Here is a 13,413-nt window from a genome sequence, read left to right on the forward strand (position 1 = left end):
CGCGCCGGTGACGGCGCGCACAGGCCTCAACGCATCTTGAGCTTGACCTCGCGCGCCCAGCGATCACGCCAATCGGCGGCGACCGAGGCGACATGGGCGAAGTCGATCTGGATGGCGTTGGTCGCGATGGCCGGGTTCAGGACCGGATTCTCGGCCTGCTCCTTCGACAGGATGGCGTTCTTAACCAGCGGGATCGAGGAGGTGACGAGGCCGTAGCGCCCAGCCCGATCAGGCTTCAGCAATTCGTTGAGCAGGTCCTCGCAGACGGCGCGTTGCGCCGGCGTGACGCCCTTGGCGATCGCCATGTAGATCGGGAAGGCGATGGCGCCTTCCTTGGGCACGGCGAAGCCGACCGGCGCGCCTTCCTTGATCCAGATATCCGCGACCGACGAGAACCACGGCGCGACCGGCGCGTCGCCGCTGACGACGAGGTTCTTCAGCGCATCATTCGAGTCGACCAGGGCGCGGAAGTTCTTGGCGTTCTCCGACAGGATCTTGAAGCCGGCATTCGGGTCCTTCTCGCTGCCGCCGTTGAGTTTGGCCGCAAGCGCGATCAGCCGCAGGTCATTGTCGAAAGTGACGACCTTGCCGCGATATTCCGGGCTCCAGAGCACGTTCCAGGAGGTCGGCGGCTCCTTGAGGACGCGCTTGTTGTAGAGCAGGCCGATGCCCATCGCCTGATAGGGCACGCCGCGCCCGTCGGGGCGGGCATAGGCCTCCAGCGTGTTCGCCATATTGGGGATGCTCGCCTGGTTCAGCGGCTCCCACATGTCGTCGTCATCGCCGCGGTTGACCGTGTCAGCGTTGAAGAAACCGCAATGGACCAGCGGATGGTCTGGCGTCGTGCGCCGCGCCGTTACCATCTTCGGATAGATGATGGCGTTAGTCGTCTCGATGATGTCGATCGAAACCTTCGGATTGGCCTTAAGATAATCAGCGATCACCTCCTTTGGCACGATATCAGAGCCGGATCCGGCGAACATGAAGAAGGAAACCTTTGCGTTTCTTTCGCTTTGAGAGGAGGCACCCGAGATCGTCGCAGCCGCCAGACTCGTCGCAAGCATCAAGGTCTTGAATACCATGATCGTCTCCGCTCCCCTTTTGCCCGCCTCGCGACATGACGCATTGGCGGATCTCGTGATACGCAATGCGATATTGCTATGCTCGTAAAAATACGCAGTCAAGGAAACAAATTGCATTTTTTATCGCATCGCGTCATTTTGATAGGCATTGATTTGATCATTGCGTAGGCATCTATGGGGGACGCATTGAACGGCATCAAGCTCGACGGGCTCGACAAGGCCATCATCTCGGCCCTCTCCAAGAATGGGCGCCAACCCTATCGGGAGATCGGGCGCGATCTCGGCATTTCCGAAGCGACCGTGCGCCAGCGCGTCAGCCGGCTGACCGATTCAGGCCTGATCCACATCGCGGCGGTGGGTAACTTCATCGCGCTTGGCTTCGACGTCGTCGCGCATATTCTGCTGAAGGTTCCGCCGGCGCATGTCGACGAGTATGCACGCCGCCTCTCCGAGTTCCCTTCGGTGCGCTTCGTCACGATCACCTTCGGCGGGGCGGACATCATCCTACAGACCTTGCATACGACGACGCACTCGCTGCATGACTTCGTCCGCAACGAGATGCCGCGGCAGCTCCCTCACATAACGTCGGTCGAGATCTTTCCGCAGGTCGAGACCCTGAAGAGCTCCTGGTCCTGGGAAGTCTGGTTCGGCCTGGAGCAGGAGGCCGGCTTTCAGCCAACCGGCGCGCTCGACGACCCCGAATAGCGTTCTCGACCAGCATCGGCTGCTGTCAATTCACGCCTCCCCACATGGAGTCTTCCAGATCATGATCGTCGAAATGCGGACCTACACCTTCCGTTCGGGCACGATGGCGACCTATCTCGCGGCGTTCGAGCGCATCGGCTTTGCCCTGCAAGCGAAGCACCTTGGCGCCTGCATCGGCTTCTACACCTCCGAGACCGGCCCCATCGAACAGGTCGTTCAGATCTTCGGCTATGCCGATTGGCAGGAGCGCGACACACGCCGCAAGGCGCTCTACGCCGACGATGCGTTCAAGGAGATGAGCCGCGATCTGCATCCGCTCATCCAGAGCAAATCCACGCAGCTCTTCCGTTCGGTTGATACAGGCTGCGCGCGGGACGCCGCGAAAGACGGGCAAATCTCGTAGTCGTTTGGGTTGAATTGCTGGATCCGACGGGCGTTGAAGGCCGCCCTGCCCGGTTGTCAATCGCACCGCGTCGCATACAAAGCCAACGGGTTTTGACGAGAACTTCCAGGTCCATGGCGTGCGCAAGGTGCCGCGGATGGCCAATGCGAGCTTCGTGCTCGGTGCTCTGGAGGAGGCCCTGCACGAGCGACGCCCCGTTCATCGCGGCAGCCTCGTGCACCATCCGAATCTAGGTTCGCAAGGCGGATTCAACCGGTCATCGTAACACGGACATCATACTGCTGAGCGAGGAATTGATCGAGCCGCTCGCTCGGTGTTTTCCATCCGAGCGTTTTGCGAGGTCTGGCCTGCTGCCGGTTTCGTGGACACCGAGATTGGGTGTTTCATGAAACCGGCGGTGGCGTATGCGGCGACGACGGTTTGGGCGTGAGTTCAAGATCGAGGCGGTTCGCCTGATCAAGGATCGCGGAGTGAGTGTGGCGCAGGCGTCTCGGGACCTGAATGTCCATGAGAACCAGTTGCGCAAATGGGTGAAGCTCTTTTCTGCCGATCCAGCGCAAGCCTTTCCCGGCCACGGCCAGATGAAGCCGGAGCAGCTTGAGATCGAGAAGCTGCGGCGCGAGGTGGCCAAGCTCAAGACGGAGCGCGATATCCTAAAAAAGGCCGCAGCCTACTTCGCGAAGGACGTGACATGAGGTTCACGTTCATTGCGAAGCATTGGGGGATCTGGCCGGTGGCATGGCTTTGCGAAGCGCTGGATGTGTCGCGCTCGGGCTTCCATGCCTGGCTCAACCGACCACCGAGCCGTCGAGCACGCGACGACGAGGAGATCGGCAACAGGGTCCGGGCAAGCTTCCTTGGTTCGGATCGGACCTATGGTGCCAGGCGTGTCTGGCGGGACGTGCTGGCGGTAGGCATCGATTGCGGCCTGCATCGCATCGAGAAGCTGATGCGTGGCCAGGCTTTGCGTGCCAGGCCGCGTCGGCGCAGCCTGCCCAAGGACGGTGGCCAGCGATCGGCCATCGCGCCGAATAGGCTCGGCCGGGAGTTCCATGCCGAGCGTCCGAACCAGCGCTGGATCGCCGAATTCGCTTCGCGGGCCTTCGGCTCACCTATATTTGGACCGCAGAGGGTTGGCTGTACGTTGCCGCCGTCATCGACCTCTTCTCCCGCCGTGTGGTGGGCTGGTCGATGAAGCCCGAAATGACCGCCGGGCTCGTGATCGATGCACTGATGATGGCGATCTGGCGCAGAGGAAAGCCGGATACCTTGCCGCACCATTCGGACCAGGGCAGCCAGTATGCCAGCGAGCAGTTCCAGAAGCTCATGGCCGACAACGGCGTCACCTGCTCGATGAGCCGCTCTGGCAATGTCTGGGACAACGCCGCGATGGAGAGCTTCTTCTCATCGCTGAAGACCGAGCGGGTCAGAGGCAGGGTGTACCGGACACGTGACGATGCTCGTGCCGAGGTGTTCGATTACATCGAGCGCTTCTACAATGCTGTTCGCAGGCACTCGACCATCGGCTACATCAGCCCGGTCGAGTTCGAAAAGAAGGTCGGGTTAGCTTAACTGAGCGTCCACGAAACCGGCAGCAGGCCAATCGGCTTAGCCGCGTTCTTCCTCGGCGTGCCATCCTTCCTGAGCTTCTGAACGAACTCGACGATCTTGTACTGCCCCCGGCCACCGGGCTTGCCGCGCTGCACCGTCTCGGTGAGGCGCCGATCGCGATACTCTTCGAAATGCTCCGGCTTGAGGTGAGCCATCGCATGCGCGCAGAGGTCAGGTTCGTCCCTGACGAACCGCTCGATGCGGGCGCGTTCGGCGTCCCGGGAAGCCTTTCCACGACGCTTGTCGGTGACTTCGTGCATGTACCGCTCGAGGACCTCCTTCAGCGTCTCGCGCTCGGATGGGCTCCGGTCGACGAAGATCCCTCTGTCCCTGGAGTTCTCAACGTCGCGCGCCCAGATCTCCGCTTCCTTCTTGGTGCGGAGGGTCTTGCTCTTAGTCGGCCAACCTTTGCGCCGGACCTGGACATGCCACTGAGCAGGTCCCTTTTCCCGAATCGTCGCCATTTAGCCAGACACCCCTTGGCACATCTCAACTGTGCCAAAATTGTGCCAACAAACCGCAACGGCTCGCAAGCCCCTCGCGGGACTCTGGCTAAGTGATTGATTTCTTAGGGAGTTTATGGCGCGCCCGACACGATTCGAACGTGTGACCTTTGCCTTCGGAGGGCAACGCTCTATCCAGCTGAGCTACGGGCGCTAACCGTGCAGGCTGGATAGCCGATCCCCGCCGCTTCGGCAATGCGGGATTTTGGATCGCGCGCAGTTCTCCGAAGGCAAAGCTCACAGGTTCGAATCGTGTCGGGCGCGCCGCGAGTGCGGCTGGGGCCGCGATGAACAAGTCAACCGCCAGCGACAGTGCTCTGATGTGGGTTCGGTGGGGCCTTTCGTGAGGGCACGGCCGTCGAGCTTATAATTGCTAATCACTCGCACTTGCAAAATGTTCCGGCTTCGGTTTAGAAAAGGTTTGTTGCAATTAATTGTCAATAAGGGTTCCTCGATGGCCGTTGGCTCGCGCAGATCAGCTCTCATCGGTTTGATGGGCGTCGCCTTTTTCACGGCATGCAGCGTCGTGCCCGCTGCGGCGCAGGAAAAGTTCAAGGCCGTCACGACCTTCACGGTGATCGCCGATATCGCGCGCAACGTCGCCGGCGACGTCGCCGTGATCGAGTCGATCACCAAGCCGGGCGCCGAGATCCATAACTACCAGCCGACGCCGGGCGACATCCAGCGCGCGCAGGGCGCGCAGCTCATCCTCTGGAACGGGCTCAATCTCGAATTGTGGTTCGAGAAATTCTTCCGCAATCTCAGGAACGTTCCCAGCGTGGTCGTCTCGCAGGGCGTCGAGCCGATGGGGATCAGCGAAGGCCCTTACAAGGGCAAGCCGAACCCGCATGCCTGGATGTCGCCTGCGGCCGCGCTGGTCTATGTCGACAATATCCGGGACGCCTTCGCCAAGCACGATCCGAAGAATGCTGAGGCCTACAAGGCCAATGCCGAGGCCTACAAGGTCCGGATCAAGGCCGCCGTCGACCCGATCAAGGCGGAGCTTGCCGCCGTTCCCGCAGAGAAGCGCTGGCTCGTCTCCAGCGAAGGGGCGTTCTCCTATCTGGCGCGCGATTTCGGATTGAAGGAACTCTATCTCTGGCCCATCAATGCCGACCAACAGGGCACGCCGCAGCAGGTCCGGAAGGTCATCGACGCCGTGCGGAAGCACAAGATCACCGTGGTCTTCTCCGAGAGCACGATCTCCGAGAAGCCGGCCCAGCAGGTCGCGCGCGAGACCGGCGCGGCCTATGGCGGCGTGCTCTATGTGGATTCGCTGAGCGAGGCGGACGGCCCGGTCCCGACCTATATCGACCTGCTCAAGGTCACTGCCGACACGATCGCCAAGGGATTGACGCGGTGAATGCTCCCGTCGCCGGCCGCTCGCTTCCGCCGGTGGCGGAGGAGGGCTCAGGGATTGCGGTGACCGACGCGACGGTCACCTATCGCAACGGCCACACCGCGCTCAGGGATGCGAGCTTCCGCATCCCCACCGGCACGATCGCGGCGCTCGTCGGCGTCAACGGCTCCGGCAAGTCGACCCTGTTCAAGGCGATCATGGGTTTCGTGCGCCTTGCGAAGGGCGATATCCGCATCCTCGGCATCACGGTGCGCGAGGCGCTGCGCCGCAACCTCATCGCCTATGTGCCGCAGGCCGAGGAGGTCGACTGGACCTTCCCCGTCCTGGTCGAGGATGTCGTGATGATGGGCCGCTACGGCCATATGGGCATGATGCGCATCGCGAAGGCCGCCGATCACGAGGCTGTCGCCACGGCGCTCGAGCGCGTCGACATGAGCGCCTTTCGCAAGCGTCAGATCGGGGAGCTCTCGGGCGGACAGAAGAAGCGCGTCTTCCTCGCCCGTGCGCTCGCCCAGGACAGCCGGGTCATCCTGCTCGACGAGCCCTTCACCGGGGTGGACGTCAAGACCGAGGACCAGATCATCGCCCTGTTGCGGGAGCTCCGGGCCGAGGGGCGGGTCATGCTGGTCTCGACCCATAATCTCGGCTCCGTGCCGGAATTCTGCGATCGGACCATCCTGATCAAGGGAACGGTGCTGGCCCATGGCCCGACGGCGGAGACCTTCACGCAGGAAAACCTGCAGCGCGCCTTCGGCGGCGTGCTGCGTCATTTTGTGCTGAGCGGGGCGGGGCGCGAGGGGCAGGCCCCGGTCGGCGTCTTCACCGATGACGAGCGACCGCTGATCCTGCGCGAAGGCAAGGCATCGAGCCGCGAGGCCGAGACGCTCGACGGGGAGCGGCCATGATCGCCGTTCTGCTCGAACCCTTCGCCTATGGCTACATGCGCAATGCGATGTGGGTCTCCGCTCTCGTCGGCGGCGTCTGCGCCTTCCTGTCCTGCTATCTGATGCTGAAGGGCTGGTCGCTGATCGGCGACGCGCTCTCGCATGCGATCGTGCCCGGCGTCGCCGGCGCCTATATGCTGGGGCTGCCCTTCTCGGTCGGCGCCTTCTTTTCCGGCGGGCTCGCAGCCGGCGCCATGCTCTTCCTGAACCAGCGGACAAGGCTGAAGGAAGACGCGATCATCGGCCTGATCTTCTCCAGCTTCTTCGGGCTTGGCCTGTTCATGGTCTCGCTGTCGCCGACCTCGGTGAACATCCAGACGATCGTGCTCGGCAATGTGCTTGCCATCACCCCGGCCGACACGATCCAGCTCGCGGCCATCGGCTTCGTCTCGCTCGTCATCCTGCTCGTCAAATGGAAGGACCTGATGGTCACCTTCTTCGACGAGAGCCATGCGCGCTCGATCGGCCTCAACCCGACGGCGTTGAAGCTGATGTTCTTCACCCTGCTCTCGGCCTCGACGGTTGCGGCGCTGCAGACGGTCGGCGCCTTTCTCGTGATCTGCATGGTCGTCACGCCCGGCGCCACCGCCTATCTGCTGACAGACCGCTTCCCGCGGCTCCTGGTGATCGCGGTCGCGATCGGCGCGCTGACGAGCTTCACCGGCGCCTATGCCAGCTATTTCCTCGACGGTGCCACCGGCGGCATCATCGTCGTGCTGCAGACGACGGTCTTCCTCGCCGCCTTCTTCCTAGCGCCCAAGCATGGCCTGCTGGCCGCCCGCCGCCGCGCCGCCTGCGAGCTGGAGGTCGGGTGATGCTTGTGATCGAAACGCTGCTGTCGCCCCTCCGGTTCGACTTCATGGTCAATGCGCTGGTCATATCCGCGATCGTCGCGGTGCCGATGGCGCTCCTGTCCTGCTTCCTCGTGCTGAAGGGCTGGTCGCTGATGGGCGACGCGATCAGCCATGCCGTGTTTCCGGGCGTGGTTCTCGCCTATATCCTCGGCTTTCCCTATGCGATCGGCGCCTTCGTCGCCGGCATGATCTGCGCCACCGCGACCGGCTTCCTGAAGGAGAACAGCCGGATCAAGCAGGACACAGTGATGGGGGTCGTCTTCTCCGGCATGTTCGGGCTCGGCCTCGTGCTCTACGTCAAGATCCAGTCCGACGTGCATCTCGACCATATCCTCTTCGGCGACATGCTCGGCGTTTCCGGGGCGGACATTGCCGGTGCTGCGGCGATCGCCGCGTTCACCGCAGCGGTGATCGGCATCAAGTGGAAGGATTTCCTGTTGCACGCCTTCGATCCGGCGCAGGCGCAGGCGATCGGCCTGCGGGTCAAGCTGCTGCATTACGGCCTGCTGGCCTTGATTTCGCTGACGATCGTCGGCGCGCTGCAGGCCGTCGGCATCATTCTCGCCATCGCGATGTTGATCGCGCCCGGTGCCATCGCGTTCCTTTTGACCCGCCGCTTCAGCTCGATGCTCCTGGCATCGGTCGTCATCGCCGTGGCCGGCTCGCTGCTCGGCGTCTATCTGTCGTTTTTCCTCGACAGCGCGCCGGCACCGACGATCGTGCTGCTGTTGTCGCTCGTCTTCGTTCTCGCGCTTTTCCATACGAGCAGGAGAGCCGCCGAGGCATGACCCTGGCGGCACTAAGCCCCGGCTTTGGAGAGCAGCGCTCGCGCACAGGACGTGCTTTTCCCGAACACCAAAAGATATGAGCCCTGGTCGCTCCCGGACACCACGTCCCGTGCGCGCGATAAGCCAGCCGCTCGCTCGCGGCAAAAGATCAGCGGTAGACGAAATCCCGCAAGGCGAGCGAAATCCAGGGCATGTAGGTGATCAGCATCAGGCAGGCGAAGACGACGCCGATGAAGGGCAGGAGCGATTTCGTCATCCGGTCCAGCGAAATCCGGGCAACCGCGCAGGCCGCGAACAGGTTGACGCCGAAGGGCGGCGTGATCATGCCGAGCGCCAGATTGACCACCATGACCATGCCGAAATGCACGGGGTCGATGCCGAAGCGCAGCGCGACCGGCGCCAGGATCGGTGCCAGCACGATGATCGCCGCCGAAGTTTCGATGAACATGCCGATCACGAACAGGAAGAGATTGACCGCGAGCAGAAAGGACCAGCCGCTGTCGAAGGTCGCGATGATATAGGCGCCGATCTGGGCAGGCACGCCGGCGCGCGTCAGCAGGAAGCTGAACAGGCCCGCCATCGCGATGATCAGCATGATCACCGATGAAGAGACCACCGATTTGCGCAGGATCGCGATAACCGTCGCGAAATCGAGCTCGCGATAGATGAAGCAGCTGACGATCAGCGCATAGAACACCGCGACGATCGAGGCTTCGGTCGGGGTGAAGACGCCGCCATAGATGCCGCCGAGGATGATCACCGGCATCATCAGGGCAAGGCCGGCCGCCCGCGTTGCCGCCAGCACCTGCATGCGCCCTTCGTGATCGTTGCGGCCATAGCCGCGGATGCGGCACCACAGCCAGACCGAGAGCATCAGCGCGCAGGCGATCAGGATGCCGGGGCCGAAGCCGGCCACGAAGAGTTCGCCGATCGAGACCTCGGCTGCAACGCCGTAGAGGATCATCGGAATCGAAGGCGGGATGATGACCCCGAGCTCGGCCGCGCTGGCCTGGAGCGAAGCCGCAAAGGAGATCGGATAGCCGTGCTTTACCATCGCCGGGATCAGGATCGCACCGATGGCGAAGGTCGTGGCCACGCTCGACCCGGAGACCGCGGCGAAGATCATGCAGGTCAGGATGCAGGTGCAGGCAAGGCCGCCCTGCACACCGCCGACGAGGCTTTTGGCGAAATCGACCAGCCGTCGCGAAATGCCGCCCTCGCCCATGAGATTGCCGGCGAGGATGAAGAACGGCACCGCCGCCAGCGGAAACTTGTCGAGCGAGGCGAACGCCTGTTGCGCCACCAGCACCAGCGGCAGCGGGGTGTAGAGGCCGAGTCCCGCGACCGCCGCGAGGCCGACGGCCACGGCCACCGGCACCGAGAGCAGGAACAGCACGCACATCGTGACGAGCATCGTTGCAGTCATGGCAGGTCGTCTTTCAGACTGCGGTTTCGAGTTCTTCGCGGCGCGGATCGAAGAAATGCGCGATCACGGCCAGCATCGAGACCAGCGCTCCGGTCGGGATCGCGGCATAGGCGTAGCTGATCGGAATCTCGAGCCCGGCCAGGTTCTGGAAGCGGACCCGCCAGACCAGATCGGCGCCGAACCAGAACAGGATCGCCAGCAGCGCGAAGGTCGCGATCGCGATCGCGGCTTCGAGAAGCCGGCGATTTCGTCCTTTGACGAGGCGGTAGAGCAGATCCACCGAAACGAGCGATCCGGCCCGCACCGCCGATGCCAGGCCGAGATACGCCATCCAGATCAAAAGGCTGCGGATCAGCGGCTCGGACCAGGTCGCGGGTTCCTGGAGGACGAAGCGGGTCAGGACCTGGAAGAGCCCCACGCAGGCCGCCAGCGCCATCGCCAGGCAGCCGGCCACGAGGCCGGCGCCGGTGACGATGCGCTCCGCGCCCAGCAGCAGCGCGACCGCCCTGGATTGCCGCGCGCTCACTTCTGGTCCTTGATGCGCGCGATCGTTGCCTCGCCGAAGCGCTTGCCCAGCTCGGCGAAGGCAGGCTTGAGCAGGTCCTGGAACTTGGCGGTATCGACCTTCTCGACCACCTCGAGGCCAAGCTTGCGCAACTCGTCGATGCCGGTCTTCTCGACCTTGGCGACCTCGTCCTTGCAGATCGCCATGGCGCGGCGCCCGGCCGCGAGGAAGAGCTTCTGGTCCTCGGGAGACAGCGCCTCGAAGGCGCGGGGCGCCATGACGAAGCCGACCGGCGTGAAGGCGTGGTTGGTGATCGTCAGGTATTTCTGCACCTGCCCGAACTTGTTGTTCAGGATCGCGCCGATCGGGTTCTCCTGCCCGTCGACCACGCCCTGCTGCAGGGCCGTGAAGACTTCCGGCAGTGCCATCGGCGTCGGCAGCGCCCCCAGCGCGCGCCAGACCTGGAGATGAATCTGGTTCTCCTGGGTGCGAATCTTCAGCCCCTTGACGTCTTCGGGACCATTGACCGGCCGGCGGCTATTGGTGAGCTGACGGAAGCCGATGCCTCCGAAAGCCAGGCCCTGAAGGCCCTTGGCCTTGAATTTGGCCAGGATCTCCTGGCCGATCGGGCCGTCGAGAACCGCCTGGGCGTGGTCGAAGTCGCGGAACAGGAAGGGGATGTCGAAGACCTGGACCTCGGGCACGAAATTCGCGATCACCGAGGTCGAGGGCACGGTGAGATCGACGGTGCCGAGCTGAAGTCCTTCCAGCACCTCGCGATCGCCGCCCAGCGCGCCGCCGGGGTGCAGGCGAATTTCGATGCGGCCGTTGGTCTTCGCCTTGATCTCTTCGGCAAAGGCCGTCATGGCGACGCCTTCGGGCGCCGTGACCCGGCCGACGAAGGCCAGATTGAGCACCTTCGGCTGCTGCGCCGGCGCGGATGTCAGCCCGGCAAGGCAGGCTGCGCCGACGAGCGCGGAACGCAGGATGGATGTCAGTCGCATGGTCGTCTCCCTCTGGGTTCGCTCTCGGTTGAATCCGACGAGCCGATTATTCAATCGTCCAATGGTTCGTGATGAACGGCGCGAGCCGCTCGGGCGTCAGGTCGAGACCCAGGCCCGGGGCGTCCGGAACCGCAACCGCCCCGTCGGCGTCGAGCGGATGGCTGGCGAAGGCGGTGCGCAGCGGGTTTTCGGAAGGGTCGTATTCGAACAGCGGCCAGCGCAGGCGGCCGCGCCGCTCGGGCAGGCAGGCCGCAAAATGCAGCGAGGCCTGGAAATTCACGACGGAGCCCCAGACATGGGGCACCAGGGCGGTTTCGAACGCCTCGCACAGCGCTGAGATCCGCATCCCCTCGGAGAGCCCGCCGCACAGCCCGAGATCGGGCTGGATGAAGTCGAACACGCCAGCGGTGAGATAATCCCGGAAGGCGCGCAGGCCGAAGAGCGCCTCGCCGCCCGCCAGAGGCATCGGCGCCTTGGCGGTGAACCGGCGATAACCCGGCAGGTCGTCATGTGCGATCGGCTCCTCGAGCCAGACCGGATCGACGTCCGCGAGCCGCCGGGCGATCGCGAGCGCACCCTCGACGGTGAAGCCCTCGTTCAGATCGACCATCAGCGGCATGGCGTCGCCGATCTGGGCGCGGACCTTGTGGGCGGTTGCGCCGTCACGCGCCGGATCGCTGCCCATCCTGAGCTTGATCGCCCGGAAGCCGGCGTCGAGATAGCCGGCGATATCGGTCTCGAAGTCGCGATAGGGATCGCTGCCCGGCTTCATGAAGGGGCCGCTGACATAGGCCGGGATCCGGTCCCGCAGCTTGCCGCCGAGCAAGGCATGGACCGGTAGCCCGGCGATCTGTCCGGCGAGGTCCCACAAGGCGACGTCGAGCCCGCCGAGCGCCATCGTCGAGATGCCGCGCCGGTCATAGCCGAGCCTGGCCGCCATCGCCTGCCAGCCGGCGCGCGGCGTCGTCGCGTCGCGGCCGAGCAGGGCAGGGGCGAAATGCTCGCGGACGAGCGCGGCAGCCGCGCCGGGATAGGCCCAGGTCTCGCCCCAGCCGACCGCGCCGGTATCGCTGGTGACCCGCAGGAGCAGGGCGGCGCGGCGATCGAACATCTGCCGCGAATTGCCGACGGTCTCGCTCAGCTTCGCAGTGAGCTCGAATCCGTCGATGCGGCGTATCTTGGGAGGTGCGGACAGCATGAAGGCGGGTCGGTTGCGGCTGGGACACAACCGTTAATCAGCTTTGCCATCGCCAATCCAATTGGTTTATCTGCAGGGGTATCAATCAGGAATCTCAATATGAGAATGCGCCAGGCATGAGATTCACCATCGCGCAGCTCGAAGCCTTCTTCTGGACGGTTCGCCTCGGCTCGCTGAGCAAGGCTGCAGGCCATCTCCACATGTCGCAGCCCACCATCTCACTGCGCCTGCGCGACCTCGAGCAGGCGCTCGATGTCCGGCTGTTCCAGCGCAAGGGCCGGGGGCTTGCGCCGACAGCGGACGGCCTCGCGCTGCTGCCGCGCGCCGCTGCCCTGCTGGAGGAAGCCGACCGGATCATGCTGCAGACCGATCCCGCGATCGTGACCGGCAGTATCCGCGTCGGCTTTGCCGAAGGCTTCGCGATGACCTGCCTGCCGAGCCTGCTGGAAACGGTGCGGACGGATTATCCGCTGCTGAAGGCGGAATACGTCGTCTCGATCAGCTACGAGCTGGAGCGCGAGCTCAACGATCGCAGGCTGGACCTCGCAGTCCTGGTCAACCCGATCGGGCGCCCCGGCATGAGGCTGGTTCCGCTCGGCGTGCAGGACACGGCCTGGGTCGCCTCGGTCAAATGGGGGCTCGGTCCGGAAGTCCGCCCCGCTGACCTCTGCCCCTTGCCGATCGTCAGCAATCAGCCGAGATCGGCCATGTTTCGACAGATCAAGGACTGGTTCGCGACCGCCGGCCTCGAACCGCTGCGCCATGATCTTTGCAACAGCGTCGCCGTGATCGGCCATCTCGTCTCGTCGGGCGTGGCCCTCGGCGTATTGCCCGTCCGGATGATGGAGGCCGACGTCAAGGCCGGTCTCGTCACGGTGCTGCGCCCGGTTCCGGACCTCAATCACGGCAGGGTCTATGCGAGCTATCCGGAAGGGGGTCTGACCGCTCCGGTCAGCGCCATGCTGAAATCGATCCAGAAGGCGCTCGACGCGATCGACTATCTCAAGGTGGACGGCCCGCGCTGACGGGC

The 13,413-nt window shown here is 64.0% G+C and carries 13 protein-coding genes, 1 tRNA gene and 1 pseudogene; 8 read left to right on the forward strand and 7 right to left on the reverse strand.

The genetic code is table 11. The features are described 5' to 3' along the window. Positions 1–26: 26 nt before the first annotated feature. A complete protein-coding gene (locus ACWIEX_RS00985; protein ID WP_454031296.1) occupies positions 27–944 on the reverse strand; it encodes an ABC transporter substrate-binding protein in 918 nt (305 codons plus the stop codon). Between the two features lie 324 nt (positions 945–1,268). Here ACWIEX_RS00985 and ACWIEX_RS00990 point away from each other — a divergent pair, with 324 nt between their 5' ends. The 3 genes and pseudogenes from ACWIEX_RS00990 to ACWIEX_RS01000 all read left to right on the forward strand — a co-directional run bounded on the left by ACWIEX_RS00990 (position 1,269) and on the right by ACWIEX_RS01000 (position 3,762). Beyond that, complete coding sequence (locus ACWIEX_RS00990) at positions 1,269–1,787, forward strand: Lrp/AsnC family transcriptional regulator (RefSeq protein ID WP_454031297.1); 519 nt, start codon at positions 1,269–1,271, stop codon at positions 1,785–1,787. Between the two features lie 73 nt (positions 1,788–1,860). Next, positions 1,861–2,190 carry an NIPSNAP family protein gene (locus tag ACWIEX_RS00995; protein WP_282568666.1) on the forward strand — a complete coding sequence of 110 codons (330 nt, stop codon included), beginning with the start codon at positions 1,861–1,863 and terminating at the stop codon, positions 2,188–2,190. A gap of 404 nt (positions 2,191–2,594) precedes the next feature. Then, positions 2,595–3,762: pseudogene (locus ACWIEX_RS01000) on the forward strand (IS3 family transposase). On the opposite strand, the gene ACWIEX_RS01005 reads toward ACWIEX_RS01000, so the two are convergent. Both ACWIEX_RS01005 and ACWIEX_RS01010 read right to left on the reverse strand, forming a co-directional pair. Then, positions 3,759–4,265: a hypothetical protein gene (locus ACWIEX_RS01005; protein ID WP_454031298.1), complete on the reverse strand. Its 507-nt coding sequence runs from the start codon at positions 4,263–4,265 to the stop codon at positions 3,759–3,761. The pseudogene ACWIEX_RS01000 and the gene ACWIEX_RS01005 overlap by 4 nt on opposite strands. 116 nt (positions 4,266–4,381) lie before the next feature. Beyond that, positions 4,382–4,458: transfer RNA gene (locus ACWIEX_RS01010), tRNA-Arg, on the reverse strand. Positions 4,459–4,797: 339 nt separating this feature from the next. Here ACWIEX_RS01010 and ACWIEX_RS01015 point away from each other — a divergent pair. From ACWIEX_RS01015 to ACWIEX_RS01030, 4 genes are read left to right on the forward strand one after another with little or no spacing between them, the layout of a single operon-like run. Next, positions 4,798–5,667 carry a metal ABC transporter substrate-binding protein gene (locus ACWIEX_RS01015; protein ID WP_454031299.1) on the forward strand — a complete coding sequence of 290 codons (870 nt, stop codon included), beginning with the start codon at positions 4,798–4,800 and terminating at the stop codon, positions 5,665–5,667. After that, a complete protein-coding gene (locus ACWIEX_RS01020; RefSeq protein ID WP_454031300.1) occupies positions 5,664–6,569 on the forward strand; it encodes a manganese/iron ABC transporter ATP-binding protein in 906 nt (301 codons plus the stop codon). The genes ACWIEX_RS01015 and ACWIEX_RS01020 overlap by 4 nt, the downstream gene beginning before the upstream one ends. Further along, entirely contained in the window at positions 6,566–7,423 is an 858-nt protein-coding gene (gene sitC / locus ACWIEX_RS01025; RefSeq protein WP_454031301.1) for an iron/manganese ABC transporter permease subunit SitC, read from the forward strand. Before ACWIEX_RS01020 ends, sitC begins: the two co-directional genes overlap by 4 nt. Beyond that, positions 7,423–8,250, forward strand: coding sequence for a metal ABC transporter permease (locus ACWIEX_RS01030; protein ID WP_454031302.1), 828 nt, complete (start codon positions 7,423–7,425; stop codon positions 8,248–8,250). Before sitC ends, ACWIEX_RS01030 begins: the two co-directional genes overlap by 1 nt. Positions 8,251–8,398: 148 nt before the next feature. Here ACWIEX_RS01030 and ACWIEX_RS01035 read toward each other — a convergent pair whose 3' ends face one another. Genes ACWIEX_RS01035 through ACWIEX_RS01050 form a run of 4 tightly spaced genes read right to left on the reverse strand, consistent with a single transcriptional unit; the run spans position 8,399 to position 12,383 of the window. Further along, the gene (locus ACWIEX_RS01035; protein WP_061969006.1) at positions 8,399–9,676 is read right to left on the reverse strand and encodes a TRAP transporter large permease; all 1,278 of its coding nucleotides are present in this window, start codon (positions 9,674–9,676) and stop codon (positions 8,399–8,401) included. Between the two features lie 13 nt (positions 9,677–9,689). Continuing rightward, positions 9,690–10,202: a TRAP transporter small permease gene (locus tag ACWIEX_RS01040; RefSeq protein WP_454031303.1), complete on the reverse strand. Its 513-nt coding sequence runs from the start codon at positions 10,200–10,202 to the stop codon at positions 9,690–9,692. Continuing rightward, the gene (locus ACWIEX_RS01045) at positions 10,199–11,185 is read right to left on the reverse strand and encodes a TRAP transporter substrate-binding protein (protein ID WP_454031304.1); all 987 of its coding nucleotides are present in this window, start codon (positions 11,183–11,185) and stop codon (positions 10,199–10,201) included. The genes ACWIEX_RS01040 and ACWIEX_RS01045 overlap by 4 nt, the downstream gene beginning before the upstream one ends. Positions 11,186–11,231: 46 nt before the next feature. After that, entirely contained in the window at positions 11,232–12,383 is a 1,152-nt protein-coding gene (locus ACWIEX_RS01050) for a mandelate racemase/muconate lactonizing enzyme family protein (protein WP_454031305.1), read from the reverse strand. 116 nt (positions 12,384–12,499) lie between these two features. Between ACWIEX_RS01050 and ACWIEX_RS01055 the strand changes: the two genes are divergently transcribed. After that, positions 12,500–13,408 (forward strand): LysR family transcriptional regulator, encoded by a 909-nt coding sequence (locus tag ACWIEX_RS01055; protein WP_454031306.1) that lies wholly within the window; start codon positions 12,500–12,502, stop codon positions 13,406–13,408. Positions 13,409–13,413 lie beyond the last annotated feature (5 nt).

It is taken from the genome of Allobosea sp. NPDC055353 (assembly GCF_053644975.1).